This is a genomic window from Cupriavidus sp. BIC8F (assembly GCF_032465815.1).
GTDB lineage: Bacteria > Pseudomonadota > Gammaproteobacteria > Burkholderiales > Burkholderiaceae > Cupriavidus > Cupriavidus necator.
Window position 1 is genome coordinate 4144135 of sequence record NZ_CP136094.1, and the last position, 14278, is coordinate 4158412.

General features: G+C 63.1%; 18 protein-coding genes. 8 read left to right on the forward strand and 10 right to left on the reverse strand.

All coding sequences use genetic code 11. The features are described 5' to 3' along the window. Positions 1-44: 44 nt before the first annotated feature. The 6 genes from RS901_RS19425 to RS901_RS19450 all read right to left on the reverse strand — a co-directional run bounded on the left by RS901_RS19425 (position 45) and on the right by RS901_RS19450 (position 2461). Positions 45-326, reverse strand: coding sequence for a hypothetical protein (locus RS901_RS19425; protein WP_041228006.1), 282 nt, complete (start codon positions 324-326; stop codon positions 45-47). A gap of 77 nt (positions 327-403) precedes the next feature. Beyond that, positions 404-628: a hypothetical protein gene (locus tag RS901_RS19430; RefSeq protein WP_010814355.1), complete on the reverse strand. Its 225-nt coding sequence runs from the start codon at positions 626-628 to the stop codon at positions 404-406. Between the two features lie 113 nt (positions 629-741). Next, positions 742-1149 (reverse strand): hypothetical protein, encoded by a 408-nt coding sequence (locus RS901_RS19435; protein ID WP_316150557.1) that lies wholly within the window; start codon positions 1147-1149, stop codon positions 742-744. A gap of 110 nt (positions 1150-1259) precedes the next feature. Beyond that, entirely contained in the window at positions 1260-1463 is a 204-nt protein-coding gene (locus RS901_RS19440; protein WP_316150559.1) for a hypothetical protein, read from the reverse strand. 67 nt (positions 1464-1530) lie between these two features. Further along, positions 1531-1935 (reverse strand): lysozyme inhibitor LprI family protein, encoded by a 405-nt coding sequence (locus RS901_RS19445; RefSeq protein WP_316150561.1) that lies wholly within the window; start codon positions 1933-1935, stop codon positions 1531-1533. Positions 1936-1999: 64 nt separating this feature from the next. After that, complete coding sequence (locus tag RS901_RS19450) at positions 2000-2461, reverse strand: CopD family protein (RefSeq protein ID WP_316150563.1); 462 nt, start codon at positions 2459-2461, stop codon at positions 2000-2002. A gap of 305 nt (positions 2462-2766) precedes the next feature. Between RS901_RS19450 and RS901_RS19455 the strand changes: the two genes are divergently transcribed. The 3 genes from RS901_RS19455 to RS901_RS19465 are packed head-to-tail and all read left to right on the forward strand — an operon-like array spanning position 2767 to position 5158. Next, positions 2767-3366, forward strand: a complete 600-nt coding sequence (locus RS901_RS19455; RefSeq protein ID WP_316150565.1) for a YfiR family protein — start codon at positions 2767-2769, stop codon at positions 3364-3366. Further along, positions 3363-4628 (forward strand): diguanylate cyclase domain-containing protein, encoded by a 1266-nt coding sequence (locus RS901_RS19460; protein WP_316150567.1) that lies wholly within the window; start codon positions 3363-3365, stop codon positions 4626-4628. Before RS901_RS19455 ends, RS901_RS19460 begins: the two co-directional genes overlap by 4 nt. An 8-nt stretch (positions 4629-4636) precedes the next feature. Continuing rightward, positions 4637-5158, forward strand: coding sequence for an OmpA family protein (locus RS901_RS19465; protein WP_316150569.1), 522 nt, complete (start codon positions 4637-4639; stop codon positions 5156-5158). A gap of 16 nt (positions 5159-5174) precedes the next feature. Here the strand turns inward: RS901_RS19465 and RS901_RS19470 are convergent, their stop codons facing one another. Both RS901_RS19470 and RS901_RS19475 read right to left on the reverse strand, forming a co-directional pair. Further along, entirely contained in the window at positions 5175-5450 is a 276-nt protein-coding gene (locus RS901_RS19470; RefSeq protein ID WP_013957332.1) for a hypothetical protein, read from the reverse strand. 51 nt (positions 5451-5501) lie between these two features. After that, positions 5502-6350 carry a D-amino acid aminotransferase gene (locus tag RS901_RS19475; protein ID WP_035818312.1) on the reverse strand — a complete coding sequence of 283 codons (849 nt, stop codon included), beginning with the start codon at positions 6348-6350 and terminating at the stop codon, positions 5502-5504. A gap of 201 nt (positions 6351-6551) precedes the next feature. Between RS901_RS19475 and RS901_RS19480 the strand changes: the two genes are divergently transcribed. Beyond that, positions 6552-7838, forward strand: a complete 1287-nt coding sequence (locus RS901_RS19480; RefSeq protein WP_316150576.1) for an IS701 family transposase — start codon at positions 6552-6554, stop codon at positions 7836-7838. Positions 7839-8051: 213 nt separating this feature from the next. Here RS901_RS19480 and RS901_RS19485 read toward each other — a convergent pair whose 3' ends face one another. Further along, complete coding sequence (locus RS901_RS19485) at positions 8052-8543, reverse strand: GNAT family N-acetyltransferase (protein ID WP_316150577.1); 492 nt, start codon at positions 8541-8543, stop codon at positions 8052-8054. 836 nt (positions 8544-9379) lie between these two features. Further along, positions 9380-9970 carry a helix-turn-helix domain-containing protein gene (locus RS901_RS19490; RefSeq protein WP_316150578.1) on the reverse strand — a complete coding sequence of 197 codons (591 nt, stop codon included), beginning with the start codon at positions 9968-9970 and terminating at the stop codon, positions 9380-9382. Positions 9971-10198: 228 nt separating this feature from the next. On the opposite strand from RS901_RS19490, the gene RS901_RS19495 reads away from it, so the two are divergent. The 4 genes from RS901_RS19495 to RS901_RS19510 all read left to right on the forward strand — a co-directional run bounded on the left by RS901_RS19495 (position 10199) and on the right by RS901_RS19510 (position 13362). After that, complete coding sequence (locus RS901_RS19495) at positions 10199-10363, forward strand: hypothetical protein (protein WP_316150579.1); 165 nt, start codon at positions 10199-10201, stop codon at positions 10361-10363. A 463-nt stretch (positions 10364-10826) separates the two neighbouring features. After that, a complete protein-coding gene (locus RS901_RS19500) occupies positions 10827-11708 on the forward strand; it encodes an HAD domain-containing protein (protein WP_316150580.1) in 882 nt (293 codons plus the stop codon). A 748-nt stretch (positions 11709-12456) separates the two neighbouring features. Beyond that, on the forward strand, positions 12457-12876 hold the full coding sequence (locus tag RS901_RS19505; protein WP_316150581.1) for an S-adenosylhomocysteine hydrolase: 420 nt from the start codon (positions 12457-12459) through the stop codon (positions 12874-12876). 6 nt (positions 12877-12882) lie between these two features. Beyond that, positions 12883-13362: an HAD domain-containing protein gene (locus tag RS901_RS19510; protein WP_316150582.1), complete on the forward strand. Its 480-nt coding sequence runs from the start codon at positions 12883-12885 to the stop codon at positions 13360-13362. Positions 13363-14278 lie beyond the last annotated feature (916 nt).

Sequence of the window (14278 nt, forward strand, 5' to 3'; positions counted from 1 at the left end):
CCTGATGGGTTCAGACAGGTGGCCGCGGGCGCGGCCACCATGTTTCAGCTCTCGGCCTGCTCCGGCGGCAACGCGCCCGCCAGCAGTTCATTGAGCAGCCCGGTCATGCCACCCGGGTGATCCACGGCAAGCGCCTGCAGGCGCTTGACCAGCGTGCCGTCCAGCTTGCACGCAAAGGGCACCAGACCTTGCTCCTGGTCCAGCCGGCGCTGTTCGCGCCGGTCCGGGCGCGCAGCGCCGCCGGGAATACCCCGCCCCGCCGTAGCCTGCTTCAGGCTGTTGGCGATCTTCAGGCCCTTGTTTTTTTCCAGGTCCGTTTTCTTCACGGCATTATCCGAAAGTCTGTAGAGGCCGGTATTGTACGCACCCGCGGCACCCACCGGCCGCAAGGCGACCGGCGCCGCTATTCGTTGCCGACTTCGATCAGTTCGGCGGCCACCCGCTGGATTTCCGCATAGACCGGAATGGCCTCCATCGGCCCGGTGCAGCCCACGGCCGTGGCCTGGCTGGCATCGGCGCCAGGCGGCAGGAACACAAAGGCCATGCCGGGCTGCCAGCCGGGATGCTTGCGCAGGCTGTCATTGAGGATGTCGAGATACTGCGCGCGCGTGAAAACGTGCTTTGCCATTGCTACCTCCGGTATCCGCCGCCGATGCGCCGCGCGGGCGCGGTTGTCATGGCGGCGATCGTAGCATGGCAAGGCCACCCGGCGTCACCGTGCGGCGCCGGGCGGCTGGCACATCAGCACTCGCCCTTCTTGGCGTGGCCGGGCGGGCAGTGATAGCCCTTGTCCTTGTGGCCCTTATCCTTGTGCCCGCCCTGGTCCCAGCGACCCGGTACCAGCACCCAGCCGTCGCGCGACTGGATCCAGCGCGGCGACTCATAGACATAGCCGGGGCGTTCACGTTCCCAGCGTCCCTTCTTCCAGGCGTGCTTGTGGTAGTGATCATCCCAGTCCCAGTAGCCCGGCACCCAGACATAGCCTGAGCGCGGCGCGGGCACGACCTCGTAGACCGGGGCCGGCGGCGGTACGCCGATGGCAATGTTGACCGACACCTGGGCCATCGACGCCGCACTGAACGTCAGGCCGGAAGCCAGCAGGGCCGCCAGCAGGAGGGCCCTGGCCGGCCGGAGCGCGCGAAGTGTCATGGGAGTCCTTTCTTGTGGAGGAACATGCCCACAGTCTAGCGCGCACCGATCCCGGCGCAATGTAAGAAACGGTATCCGTTGATCACAAAGATGCCGGCGCGCAACACTCGCTAGTGGTCTTCGGCCATCGCCTTGAGCTGGGCCTCGCCCGCCACCCGCGCGGCGTCCGAGGTGGTGAAGGTGTCGTCCGAGACGATGGCGCGCCGGATCTGCTGCGCGCCGAAGTCCACCTGCGCGATGACCCACACATAGCGCCCCGCCTGGGGCGCGGTTTGAACAAAGGCCTTCAGGTTGTTCCGCGATTCACTTGCCATGATCCATCTCCTGGTGAGACGTGCCGCAGCACAGGTGTCTGGGAACTCTAGCACATGGCTGGCCCGCTCACCGGGCGGCGGCCTCGGTGGCGAAGTCACGCAATTCGCGCGCCCGCGCGGCCGTCATCCGGGCCATGCAGGTCGCCCCGGCCACGCGCGCGGCCGTGCCGCCGGCCGGATTGGCCATATAGGCGCAATTGGCCTGGCGGAACTCCAGCCAGACACGCTGCGCCACCCGCAACTGGCCGGTGCGCGGCGCTTCCAGCCGCCGCAGCAAGGCTTGATAGGCGCTGTTCAGCGCCACGTCCTGGACCCGTGTTTCGGTCGCGGCGCAGCCGAGCATGTCGGCGGTCGACATGGCCTTGGCCATGCAGCGTTCATATTCAGCGCTCAGGCCATTGCTTTGCTCGGCGCGGGCCGGTGCGCCCGCCACTGCAAGACCAAGGACGGCAACACATGCGATGGCGCGCATAACGGCTCTCCCTTTGCCTGGTGGTGATACGACGATGCTGGGCCATGCCGGGGCATCGGGCCGCTCAGGCCAGCCAGCGCCCCAGCGTGGCCACGGCGATATTGACCAGCCCGAGCACCAGGTTGGTCCCCACCGCCTGCCGGATGCGGTTCAGCGCGGCACCGGCGGCCGGCCAGTCCTGGGCCTCCACGGCCCGGCCCAGCACGCGATACGGCCCGAACCACACGTAGCAGAAAATCGCCGTCATGACGAGGCCGATGCCCATCATCAGGTGCCAGTTGCGTGGGGCAGCGGACATGCCCACTGCGGCCATCATCGCCGCGCCGCTCAGCAGGATCGCGATCACCGCCGCCCACACCCACGGGAAGAAACGGGCAAACACGCCGCGCCAGAGCCGCAGCCGCGGCGGCGGTTCCAGCACGGTGCCGGCAACGGGCCGCAGGCACAGATAGGCGAAGAACATGCCGCCCACCCAGACGGCAACGCCGGCAACGTGCAGGAAGCGGAAAAGCGGGTCGGCAATCATGGCGGCATGCTGCGGCGAGGCGCGCGTTGGGGACGATGGCCCCATTCTAAGTGTTGTGTCCGCCACGGCGAAGCGCTGCGCGCGTTCCTGCCTGACTTCAGGAAAACAATGCAAAACCGTTAAACATTCCGTATCACGCCGCGTCGCAAACCGGCCCCATGGAAGCATGCCCACACAAGCGCGTTCCGGGGCCGGGCCCGCCCGTACCGAACGCTTGACCGCCCGGAACCCGCCCCCGGACAATAACCGCGGCTGCGGCCAGCCAGCCACCCATACCGGCCGTACCGAACCTCCTGCCCCAGACCATGGCTCCTGCCCCAGCCAGCGCCCTTCCCAGTGCCGATTCCGCCCGACGGCCCCCGCTGCTGCGCCGCGCGCTGCCGGCCCTGCTCGCCATGACGCTGGCGGTGCTGCCGGCCATGCTGCCGCCGGCGGTGACGGCGCAGCCCGCGCCGCAGCGCACCGACCTGGTCGCGCGCGTGGTCTTCAGCCTGCTGGGGTATGCACGCTGGCCGGTCGAGCGCGACCCCGTGCGGCTGTGCGTGGACAGCACCAGCCGCTACTCCGCACGGCTGATGGAAGGGGGCACTCTCGCCAACGGCCGGTCGGTGCGCACGCGCCAGGTCGACGTGCTGGCCGACATGCTGCACCCGGCCTGCGATGCCCTCTACGTCGGCGCCATGGACGAAGCCCGCCGCAAGCGCCTGTCGGGCGAACTGACCGGCCGCCCGGTACTGGTGATCGCCGAGGAAGACTTCGAGTGCGAGGTCGGCAGCATGTTCTGCCTGAACATCCGCGACCAGCAGGTCTCGTTCCGCGTCAACCTCGACACGCTCGCCCGCAGCGGCGTGCACGTGCACCCCGGTGTGCTGCAGCTGGGCCGACGCAAGGGAGCGCCGTCATGAGCGCGCACCAGCCGGCGCGCGGCAACGGCGCCCGCCCCACCCTCTATAGGGTGCTGCGCCGGATCCATCTGGGCGTGGCGCTGATCGCGGTGTTCACTGCCGGGGTGTCGCTGACCGCCCTTGGCCTGACCGCATTGCGCGTCTATGCGGAACACAACGTGCGGCTGGTGGCCCGCTCGATCGCCTACACGCTGGAAGCGCCGGTCGTATTCCGCGACCAGGCGGCCACCGGCGAGACGCTGGCGGCCATCGCCGCATCCGAGGACATCGCGCGCGCCACCGTCTACGACCACGACAACCACGTGCTGGCCGAATGGCAGCGCCCCGGCCAGGCGCCACTGACCGGCTTGCGCCACGTGCTGAGCGAGTGGCTGAGCATGGGCGTCGTGGAACAACCGATCCTGCACCAGACGCACCCGGTCGGCAAGCTGCGCGTCAGTGGCGACCCCCGCAACCTGCTGCATTTCCTGCTGCAGGGCGCGCTCGGCCTGCTTGGCTGCCTGCTGCTGACCGCCGTCGGCGCCCACTACCTGGCCAGCCGGCTGCTGGTCCAGATCGTCGAGCCGCTGCGCAACCTGATGCGCGTGGCGCACGCGGTGCGCTCCAAGCGCGATTTCGCGCAGCGCACGCCGCCGGCCAGCATCGCGGAACTCAATGCCCTCAGCGAGGACTTCAACGGGCTGCTGGACGAACTGCAGACCTGGCAGAATCAGATGCAGCACGAGAACCGCTCGCTCGCCCACCGCGCCAACCACGATGCACTGACCGGCCTGCTCAACCGCGCCGCCTTCGTCGAAGCGCTGGAGCACGCCGTGCGCCATGCCGCGGCCAACGACGAATACGCGGCCGTGCTGTACCTGGACAGTGACGATTTCAAGAACATCAACGACCGCCACGGCCATGCCGCCGGCGATGCCGTGCTGGTGGCCGTGGCCCAGCGCATCCGCGCCAGCCTGCGCGCCGGCGACACCGTGGCACGCATCGGCGGCGACGAATTCGCCGTGCTGGCCGCAGCGCTGCGCGCGCCGCGCGACGCCATCCATATCGCCGAGCATATCCTGCAGGCGATATCCGCCCCGATCGACCTGCCCGACGGCAGCACGGTGCAGGCGTCGCTCAGCATCGGCCTGGCCGTTTTCCCCGTCCACGCGCAAGGCAGCCAGGCGCTGCTGCACGCGGCCGACGCCGCCATGTACGGTGCCAAGCGGCGCTCCGGCGGCACCTGGCAAAGCGCCGAGCCACGCCTGGATGTCACGCAGTGAGAGCCCGCATGCCCGAACGCCCGACCCCGCCCTGCTGGAAGTCCCTGTGGAAACTCTGGCTCGCCGCCGTCGTGCTGACGGGGCTGTCGCTGGCCGGCTGCCAGACCGCGCCGCCAGCCACCGGGCTGTCTCCGGCCCAGGTCGCGGTGCTGAAGCAGGAAGGCTTCGCGCTGACCGATGAAGGCTGGGAACTCGGCCTGTCAGACAAGTTGCTGTTCGGATTCAATGAGGATCTGATCGACGCTGAGCGCGCCGCCAACGTGCAGCGCCTCGGGCGGGCGCTGAAGGGCGCGGGCATCGAGCGCCTGCGCGTGGATGGCCACACCGACGACGCGGGCTCGGCCGAATACAACCAGTCGCTGTCAGTGCGGCGCGCCGAAGCCGTGGCAAGGCTGCTGGCGGGCGCCGGCTTTGCGCCGGAACACATCGAAGTTCGCGGACGGGGCAAGAGCCGCCCGGTGGCCGACAACCGCACCGCCGCCGGACGCGCCGAGAACCGGCGCGTCGCCATCGTCGTATCGGTCGACTAGGACGGCGGCCGGCGCTTCAGTCCCCGAACGGATTGGGCGCGCGGTTCTCCGGCGCTTCGCTCAGGTCGAACTCGTCGCGTACCTTGTCGACCACCGCGCGGATGCTGGCCTCGTAGCCGGATGCATTACCGAAGCCCGTCATATTCCAGTTGCGCCCGCGGGCGTCGCGCGCGTGCGGCACAGGCGCCGGCACCCGGACCTTGGCGCCGTCCTCGCCGATTTCATAGATTTGCTGGATGCGCCGGCTAACCTCGTCCTGCAGGGCACGCCGGCCGCGCTCACGCTTGGCCATGGCTGACTCCTCGATGATTCCCGAGGCATCCTAGCACGCACGCAAATCCGCTCAAAGCGCAGCCTTGGCAGCCTGGTACGCAGCGTAAAGCCGGGCAAAGACCGGCCCCGGCACGCCCTTGCCGATGGCGCGGCCATCGATGGTCACCACCGGCAGCAGCTCCTTGCTGGCCGACGACAGCAGCACCTCATCGGCGGCGAACACCTCTTCCTTCGCGATGCGGCGCGCCTCCAGCGCAATCCCCATCGCGGCACAGACCTCTTCCATGAACCCGTAGCGGATGCCTTCCAGGATCAGGTTGTCCTTGGGCGGCGCCATCACGCGGCCATCGCGCACCACCCACACATTGGACGCCGACGCCTCGGTCAGCCAGCCATCCCGGAACTGGATCGCCTCGATCACTCCGTGCTCCACCGCATGCTGCGCCGCCAGCACGTTGCCCAGCAGCGACGTCGACTTGATCTGGCAGTTCAACCAGCGCCGGTCCTCCATCGTCACACACGCCACGCCCTGCTCAAGCATCTGCGCCGACGGCAACGCCATCGGGTTGGTCATGATCAGAACCGTCGGCACGACCTCCTTCGGAAACGCATGCGTGCGCTTGGCGACGCCGCGCGACACCTGGATGTAGACCAGCTGGTCCGACAGGCCGTTGGCCTGGACCACCTCGCCGACCAGCTCCAGCCACTGCCCGGCGCTGTACGGATCGGGAATCCCGATGCCCTCCAGGCTGCGGTGCAGGCGGGCCAGATGCTGGTCCCCGCGGAATGGCTTGCCGTTGTAGTAAGGGATGACTTCGTAGATGCCATCGCCAAAGATGAAGCCGCGGTCGAGGACTGGGATGCGGGCTTCGGAGAGGGGGGTCAGGGTGCCGTTGAGGTGGACGATGGGGTCGGACATGGGGGCAAGTGCCAGAGATTCGAAAGACTCAACTTTAGACATTCAGGCCCGCTCAACGAGCGGGTTGGAAACGGATTCAAGAAATCGAAAAATGCTTGACATGGGGCAATGATCGTGTGGCCGCCGCGCTGCTTGCGCGGGTTTTAGCGCAAGCAGCGCGGCGGCCAATGAGGATCGTTTTCGGTCCTCTTGCGATTGCCCATGTCTTTGTCCAACCGTGTACGACTGTGTCTGTCCGAATGGATCAACCTCCTGCTTCTGGCCGTGCCGATTCGCTCTCGCGCGAGCTTTATCGAACTGCTGTGCGGCTGTATGGTTTCGCCAGAAGGCTGGGTGACGCGCGCTATCAGCGCCATCGCGCGACGCAGGCACTGGACGACCTACTACAAGCTTCTCGAGCGCGGCAGCTTGCGCACCGTGCGTTTGGCCCGCCGATTGTTCTTGCTGGTGCTCACAGTGCTGCCATGCGATGTGCTGACATTGGTCATCGACGATACGCTGGTGCCGCGCTCCTCGGAGCAGGCGCCCGGTTGCGCGTATCGCCACGACCACAGCCGAAAGATCAATCGGCCGCAATTCATGCGGGCCCAGTGCTGGGTCACACTGGGCGTGAGCGCGCTGGGCAACGGAGGGGGAAATCTGGTGCTGCCAATTCTCTCGCGGCTGGTGCCAAACGCCGGCAACCGCAACAAGCTGAAGATTGCGCTGGTGCTGGTCCGCTCTCTGGCAGGGGTGGCCAACAAGCCGGTGCGCGTACTGTTCGATTCGTGGTTCATGCGCGCCCGCCTGGTATTGCCTTTGCTGCGCAGACAAATGCATGTGATTGGACAGGCGCGCATCGACACCGCACTGTTTCTCGTCCCGCCACCGCCAACTACACCCAGACGTGGTCGCAAGCGCATCTATGGCGAGCGCCTGAATGCCGAGGCCATCGAAGCACTGCCCGCGATCGAACTGCGCATGCCGCTCTATGGCAAAGACCAGCAGGTTCGCCTGCGCTCTGCCGAGGCCCGCGCTCGCTTCCTCAAGGGCGCGTTGGTGCGTGCCGTCTGGTGCCAGTTCTTCGATGCGAAGAAACAGGTCTGGACCAAGCCCCGTCTGCTGCTCGCGACCGAAACGGACTTGAGCGCCGAGGAGGTCGTGCAGTTGTACGCGCGCCGCTGGGGCATAGAACCGCTGTTCCACAATCTCAAGCGCTGGTTCGGCGTGAGCAATCTCTGGCAGCAAACGCGCACCGTGCTGGAGTTGTGGATGCAAATTCGCTCGATGGCCTGGACTTTGAACCAACTGCTGAGTCTGGTGCTTGCCGAGACCTTCCCGATGGACTCGGTCGCACCATGGCGCGTGAATCAGCCCGTCACAGCCGGCCTGGTCATGCAGTGGCTGCGCATGGAATTTACTGGACTTGCGTTTCGCGATGGCCTGAACCGCAAGTCCCAGAAATTCCAGTGGCCGACGCCACGCAACGACACGCGACCGACCTCGTAGGACTGCCCGCGCGCGCTTCTGACGGCGTCTCATTGCTGTTTCCATTGCCAAATCGCGTCGTTAACGACCACCATCGCAGCCGGCGAGGCGGCCGTTCGCATGTCTAATGTTGAGTCGAAAGAGATACCTGATTCTTTCACGAGCAGGCAGGCAGGTTCATGCAATTTGCGCATGAGGTTGGCTACCGTGCCATGTCGGCGCCGGCGCACAGGCTCAGGCTGGCGGCAGCGCTTTCGACAACAGCACAGTCATAAAGCCGCTGTCCCAGCTCTCGTCGGGATAGAAATCGATCTCGGCATAACCATGGCGCCGGTAGAACGCGCGGCTTTGCACGTTGAACGTGTCCGTCTCCAGCCTCGCCTCGCGATGCCCGGCGCGGGCAATGTCGCCTTCGGCATGGGCCAGCAGCGCCCCGCCCAGCCCCATGCGTTGCCATGTCCGCCCGACATGCAGGGCCCAGATGAAGTTGTTTTCCCAGTCCACCATGGCCGCGGGCACGCCATCCACGCAGGCTACGCGGAATGCCTGCAGGCGCGCTTCGACATAGCTTCGGATCTTGCCTTGCCGTTCAAAGGCGGCTGCCGCAGCAGCTGTCAGTTGCGGCTTCCAGGTGCCGAGGTAGGTGTCGGTCAGGATGTCTTCCACCGCTTGCGCGTCTGCGGACAAGGCGGGGCGGATTTCGAGTTGGAAGGTGAGTTTGGTCATGGTCGAGAGGATACCGGGCACCGGATACATGACGGAAGCCCTCTCACGGACATTGAATACTGGCGGACAGAACAACTGGATCGGCGCACTCAGTCAATCCGGCGCGCCGAGTTGGAAGGCATGCATTCGTCGTGATGACTGGCATAGCCATGTCGCCCTGCGGCAACACCTCTATTTAGAGGGATGCGCGATACAAGGTCCTATACGACCATCCTCACGGGCGATCCCGCGACTCGCCCACTACTACTTCAAGCCCTCGCCTACCCTGGCCGAGGGCTTTTCTTTGAGCCCATCAGGCATCACGGATGCCACCAGGGACTGGAAACAAAAAAAGCCGCCCAGACGGGCGGCTTCGCTTTGCACAGTGTTCTGGCGGAGAGAGGGGGATTCGAACCCCCCTCTCTCCTTGCTTCGCATGACGTTGCGGACCAACGCTGCGATATTAGTGCGATTCTCCGGACCAAGGCGCGGCAGCGAGGTACCCTAAACGCCCAAGAATTGAAAATTCTCCCAAAAAAAATGGCCACCCCTATGTAAATCCCCACATTTTGGGTCTACAATAGAAAAATTTGCCTGTTGACATTAGAACTTGTCCATCGGGCGCGCCCGTCCCCGAAGGATGAAACGAAGGGGCCAAGCAGCACTTCGTGACAGCGTTTCTTAGTAGGGCTCGAGTCACGACATCGGAATGTGTTTACACGTTCTACATTAACCACTGCGGGAAGCCGCCCGATATCTTCGCTCGAGAGCGCCCGCCCGGTGGTTCACTAATCTGAGCATGGAATCGATGCTCCGTCGTTCACGGACAGCATCAATACGAACACGCACGTGCGCCATCAGCGGGAGCGCCCCGCAATTCTATCCAGCGGAAGCTCCCGTTCAAACAGGACACTTATCGGAACGTCCAACACCGAAGCGAGCTTTTCAAGATGGCTCAGAGAGACATTCTTCTTATGAACTTCGAGGGTGGACACATAGTTACGCGATAACCCCGCAGTCTCGGACAGGGCATCTTGGGCGAACCCACCAGCGCTTCTAAGTGAAAAAATGTTTTGCGAGACAAGTTCCCGCAGCGGTAGTGATTCGGGAGCGCCACGGGGGACGGCGGGCCCGGTTTGCAGCAAAGATGCCGCTTCCACCCCTAGCGCGAGGGCGAAGCGTTCGATGGTGTCCACAGACAAGTTCTTGACGCCACGCTCGACCTGGCTGACCTGACTCCGGTGGCATCCGACGACCCGTGCAAAGTCATCTTGCGAAAGCAGTCTAGCCTCGCGAAGCTCCCGCACTCGGCATCCAATCTGAAGCAGGGTGTTCGCACTTTTGTTGGCCATAGCGCACACAACTTTGCGCGAAGTCTGATGCTCATGGCAACCCGTATTGAATCTCCACTCTTTGCGTTTCCCTGTTATGAGTCTACAATGGAACATTGCACGGACATCTTCCCAACTAGTCGGCCCAAGTGGGGCAGGACGCAACGCGCATGTCTACCCCCTTTGCGCTTTTACAAAGACGGAAAATGAAATCAATCCTTTTCTTAGGTTTCGACGGTTGCCTCCAGCCTGACGACATTCATCGCTTCGACGGGGGCCCCGCCCCTGCGGGCTGAGGTAGCAGGAGTGTTCGAACATGCCGACTAGCAAACGGTCGAGAGACTCATGGGTGCAAGAAGGGAAATTCCCAAAGAGAAATTCCGGCGAGAAGTTCCGCCAGAGGTGCTATTTCTCGACTACGACAATTGCGTGCATCGCTGCGACGCCTACGTATCAGGGCTCGGCGTTGCGGTGAGCGAGAACGAACTGGGATTGATGGGGTTGCTATGACGATATGGCGAGCTCGCTCGACTGACAATGTGCCAGAGGTCATCCTGGTGCGATGGGCGGGTATTCGAAACTGAAAGGGGCGAGCGCCATTTTGTGGGGACTCGCCGCGACCGCTGGACTGGACGTGTCAGTTCGGCAATCGTGGAGTTCGATATGGACAGCCGCACGGGCGTTACCCGTTCCGGGCGTAGGTACGTCCTCGAAGGGGCGTCAGGGATGTCTATCGACGCCGGCTACACGTGGGCCGCCTGGTGCCGTGCAAGCGGTGTTGCCATGTATAGGGACGTGACTGACAGCTTCTCGGATGACGACGTGGCCGATGCAAGATAGGGGATTCGTTCACGCGTGGATTTCCCGAAACAAAAAGGGGCGCAGCGGTGGCGAACCACAGAGTAATGAAGTTTTTTGGCGGCGCTGGCAAGAGGCTGGCGTTTGCTTTGTCGACAATCATAGCCTTATTCACATGCATCCAATCCTCTTCCTGGCTTACGACGGCTGCCTACATCCTGACGGCGTGCATCACGTCAATGGCGAACCTGAGATTCGCGTCCAGGGCCACGTTCTATTCGAGTATGCGGAACTGCTTGCACGGCTACTGGAACCTTACCCAGAGCTGCGAATTGTGCTCACAACCTCGTGGGCACGCGTCTATGGCCTGGAGGGAGCCCAAGCCTTCCTACCTGCCGCGTTGCAAAATCGCGTTGTTGGCACGACCTATGAGTTTGCTGGGGATATGGCTGACTGGGCCGAGCTCTCCGAATTCGACAAGGTCATGCGATATGTCGAAGCCTGTGGCGTTCGGACGTGGCTGGCTCTCCATTGCGAGAAATATGGTTGGCCAGAGGCATTCAAGAGGTTCGGTGTTTGGCTCTACAAAGGTCACGGCCTCGGGGACGACCGTGCTATCAAAGAACTCACGGAAAAGTTGGAGGGAATGAGCGGAAACATGTATCCGTTCGGCGCAAGGCATGTCGGCGAAGAATCTGACACCGTCCGCAGGCGTTGGGACATGGCATTGACTAAAGTCGCTGATGCCCGCATCAAGGCTCTCTCCACTTCGACGCGATTTCAAGCTGCATTCGATGCGCTCTGCTCCTGCGGAAGTATGTATTTCAACGTTCCGCTTCACGCTGTTCCATCGCAGCTGTCCCGGATGTTGGAGCAATTGCCCACAGGACAGCGAATGGCGGACGAAGCCGAGAAGCGCGCCGTTGGTCTACTGCAAGCATGGCAAAGCGATGACTACTGGGAGCCGAAGCACGTTGAGTCGCAAGATATCGATGTCGTTCTGAACTTTGTCGAAGCGTTCCTCAGTGCCATGCGGAGCCGTCTGCTGGCCACCTAACCGCGCACCGGAACTACGGCCTACCATGCCAATGTGGGAACACGACGCCGAAAACTCCGGGAAGGAAGTCATCCTATCCTCGGCGGAGCTGATGGAGATAGCGGCGGGCAGCCATCATTTGTTGGACTAACGGGACGCCACCGCGACGGGCGAGGCATGCTCTGCAATTGTTGCCGTTGACTCTGATGCCGGTGCCGGGACGACTCTGTTAAGTCGGCGTCGTCGGCTACGTGGGAAACAACGGGCTTGTGTCGATGCCGACTACGTCTGGCACGGTTAGACGACTGCAGACGTCAAAGCTGGTGCAATGTCCCCTGCTACGGGATAACACAACATTGGTTCAGGGGCTGGGGTGCGAACAGACGACGTAGTTCCGGACGAATTCCCGCGTGAGCCACATGCGGCATCACTGGCCGGCGCACAGCCAAAAATCGCTCTTCGCCTCGAGGGCGGCAGATATCACGCCGGACTCTCAGACGACGAACTCTTGGAACGATATCGGGCATGCGAGGACTTAGCTCTGCAGCTCGCGGCGTACTGTGTGCGCAAGGAATCCGAGAACCCATCATGGTCTCGCGAGTTCAACCTGGCTCGTACCCGCGATGCCGTCGCCCAAAAAGTGCGACGCGGACTGTGGGACGTGTCAGAAGCAGAACAGCGTTGGGTAATGACGCGAGTTCAGCAAATACTTGGCTGGTAAAAAAGTGCACCGCCGACGCGTTATGCGGACACCCTGACGACTATGCCCATGACGGTAGCCACGCGCTTGAAACGGTTCCTCGAAGAGTCGAGCGAGGACGTGTTCGTACGGTCGGAGTTCGCCAAATTTTGGAGCAGTACTCAGGCCAGCAGAGTTCTGCGCTCGCTGATAGCCGACGGCGTTCTTGTGCGGCTTGGTCTTCGTGTCTACGCCAAAGCAAAAAGGAGCATCCTCTCCGGCGCGGCCATACCCGTTAGGCCAGTTGAAATTCTAGCGCCGATTGCCCTCAAAAAGCTCGGCGTCGAAGTGGCGCCAAGCCAGGCCACGCAGAACTACAACAATGGCTCAACGACGCAATTACCAGCGGGCATCGTCCTGAACACTGGGCAGCGGCGCGTTTCACCGAGACTCGGATTCGGTAACCGGGTCGTTTCCTACGAGACCCTGCGCAGGGTCCGTCCCAGGTAGAGCTCCATGGCACGAAGCAACTCACGCGGCCTCGTTCTCTTCACAGATTTTGATGGTGTATTTCATTCGGCCGATGAGCCCGCTTTGGACGGCGCCGGTCGCTTGATTGCCAACAAAAGGTTGTTTGTCTGGCTGCCCATCCTCGTTGACGTTTTGGAGCCATACCCTGACGTGCGAATTATTGTGAGTTCTGACTGGCGACGCCTACTCGATGACGACGGCTTGAGACGGGTCCTCGGTCCGCTCGGACATCGATTCGCCGGTGTTGTCGAAACCTGGGGAATCTCCCGGGCAGACGAAATCCTGACCGAAGTACGGCGACGCCAACTCACCCGGTGGCTCGCAATCGACGACCATCCGACGGTCGCCATCGCGAGTCGACGCGATACACGATTCATTGCATGTGCGCCGGCTGTAGGGCTCAGTGCGGACACTGTACAGGCCACCCTGCGCTCAAGGCTCGCAGGATTGTCCGCACCAGACTGACGTCACGTCGGCGGCAATGTTATGCGCTGAGAATCCGACGCCGCCTTGGCGAGTAAAAAGTCGGCCCTATATTCGGGATGCAAACACTACTCAAATATCTCGACGCCCACGACCTGGCGGCAATGCTAGGCGCCAGCCCTGCCACCATCCGTCGGCGCCTACGCACCTGCCCGTGGACTTTACCGCCACCGGCTTACTTGGGCACAAAATTTCCCCTGCATTGGCGGCGAGCCGACGTCGCCCGTTGGCAGCAGGAGAACACCGAGCCGTTAGACTAGCCCAGCAGGCTCACAGCAAGCTCCAACTAATTGGCCTCCTCCTCGCTTTCAATCGTACCCAACGACTTCCTGCCGAAACTCCCATCCTAGCCCAATATTCAGCCGACGTCTCTGCGGCGAAATAGTCGGACTCAAGGGCTTAACCGGTTGATTCTTAAGCATTGGCCGTTCAAAAACGAAAACGCAAGAATCAACGGCCAAAGCCCACGATGGCTCACAGTCGGTGACCGCCACCAGCTTCTATCGCTCGACCACAAGGACCTCCCAGAGAGAACTGCTTCTCGCTGTCGGCCTGCAATCAACATCAGCCGTGGACGCCTTCCTGGCCGCGCGCGCCAAGCAGAACGAGGGCGCCCATCACCCCGAGAAGCTGGCGTGGACGCGGGACTCTATGACCACCCTGAAGGTCGCTGACTCCAGCGTCGGCGGACCGTCTCCGTCAGCCTCGGCCTATCGGATACACTTAACTAATAGGACTACAGACTTCCATGGGCGCCGACAACTAGAGTCTTGAGAAAGTTGGGTATGCCGACCTGCAGACCGAACCAGAGCTGCTTATAGGACGGCGCGCCGCACCGGTAGCTTCTCGGAAAGCGAAGGTCGGCGCCAACCGGCGACCACGTCCTCCGTGCACACAA

What these genes read in the sequence shown, in the direction of transcription:
- RS901_RS19430 (WP_010814355.1), bottom strand. Translation starts at nt 628, where the DNA reads ATGGCAAAGCACGTTTTCACGCGCGCGCAGTATCTCGACATCCTCAAT.
- RS901_RS19435 (WP_316150557.1), bottom strand. Translation starts at nt 1,149, where the DNA reads ATGACACTTCGCGCGCTCCGGCCGGCCAGGGCCCTCCTGCTGGCGGCC.
- RS901_RS19440 (WP_316150559.1), bottom strand. Translation starts at nt 1,463, where the DNA reads ATGGCAAGTGAATCGCGGAACAACCTGAAGGCCTTTGTTCAAACCGCG.
- RS901_RS19445 (WP_316150561.1), bottom strand. Translation starts at nt 1,935, where the DNA reads ATGCGCGCCATCGCATGTGTTGCCGTCCTTGGTCTTGCAGTGGCGGGC.
- RS901_RS19450 (WP_316150563.1), bottom strand. Translation starts at nt 2,461, where the DNA reads ATGATTGCCGACCCGCTTTTCCGCTTCCTGCACGTTGCCGGCGTTGCC.
- RS901_RS19455 (WP_316150565.1), top strand. Translation starts at nt 2,767, where the DNA reads ATGGCTCCTGCCCCAGCCAGCGCCCTTCCCAGTGCCGATTCCGCCCGA.
- RS901_RS19460 (WP_316150567.1), top strand. Translation starts at nt 3,363, where the DNA reads ATGAGCGCGCACCAGCCGGCGCGCGGCAACGGCGCCCGCCCCACCCTC.
- RS901_RS19465 (WP_316150569.1), top strand. Translation starts at nt 4,637, where the DNA reads ATGCCCGAACGCCCGACCCCGCCCTGCTGGAAGTCCCTGTGGAAACTC.
- RS901_RS19470 (WP_013957332.1), bottom strand. Translation starts at nt 5,450, where the DNA reads ATGGCCAAGCGTGAGCGCGGCCGGCGTGCCCTGCAGGACGAGGTTAGC.
- RS901_RS19475 (WP_035818312.1), bottom strand. Translation starts at nt 6,350, where the DNA reads ATGTCCGACCCCATCGTCCACCTCAACGGCACCCTGACCCCCCTCTCC.
- RS901_RS19480 (WP_316150576.1), top strand. Translation starts at nt 6,552, where the DNA reads ATGTCTTTGTCCAACCGTGTACGACTGTGTCTGTCCGAATGGATCAAC.
- RS901_RS19485 (WP_316150577.1), bottom strand. Translation starts at nt 8,543, where the DNA reads ATGACCAAACTCACCTTCCAACTCGAAATCCGCCCCGCCTTGTCCGCA.
- RS901_RS19490 (WP_316150578.1), bottom strand. Translation starts at nt 9,970, where the DNA reads ATGTTCCATTGTAGACTCATAACAGGGAAACGCAAAGAGTGGAGATTC.
- RS901_RS19495 (WP_316150579.1), top strand. Translation starts at nt 10,199, where the DNA reads ATGGGTGCAAGAAGGGAAATTCCCAAAGAGAAATTCCGGCGAGAAGTT.
- RS901_RS19500 (WP_316150580.1), top strand. Translation starts at nt 10,827, where the DNA reads ATGCATCCAATCCTCTTCCTGGCTTACGACGGCTGCCTACATCCTGAC.
- RS901_RS19505 (WP_316150581.1), top strand. Translation starts at nt 12,457, where the DNA reads ATGACGGTAGCCACGCGCTTGAAACGGTTCCTCGAAGAGTCGAGCGAG.
- RS901_RS19510 (WP_316150582.1), top strand. Translation starts at nt 12,883, where the DNA reads ATGGCACGAAGCAACTCACGCGGCCTCGTTCTCTTCACAGATTTTGAT.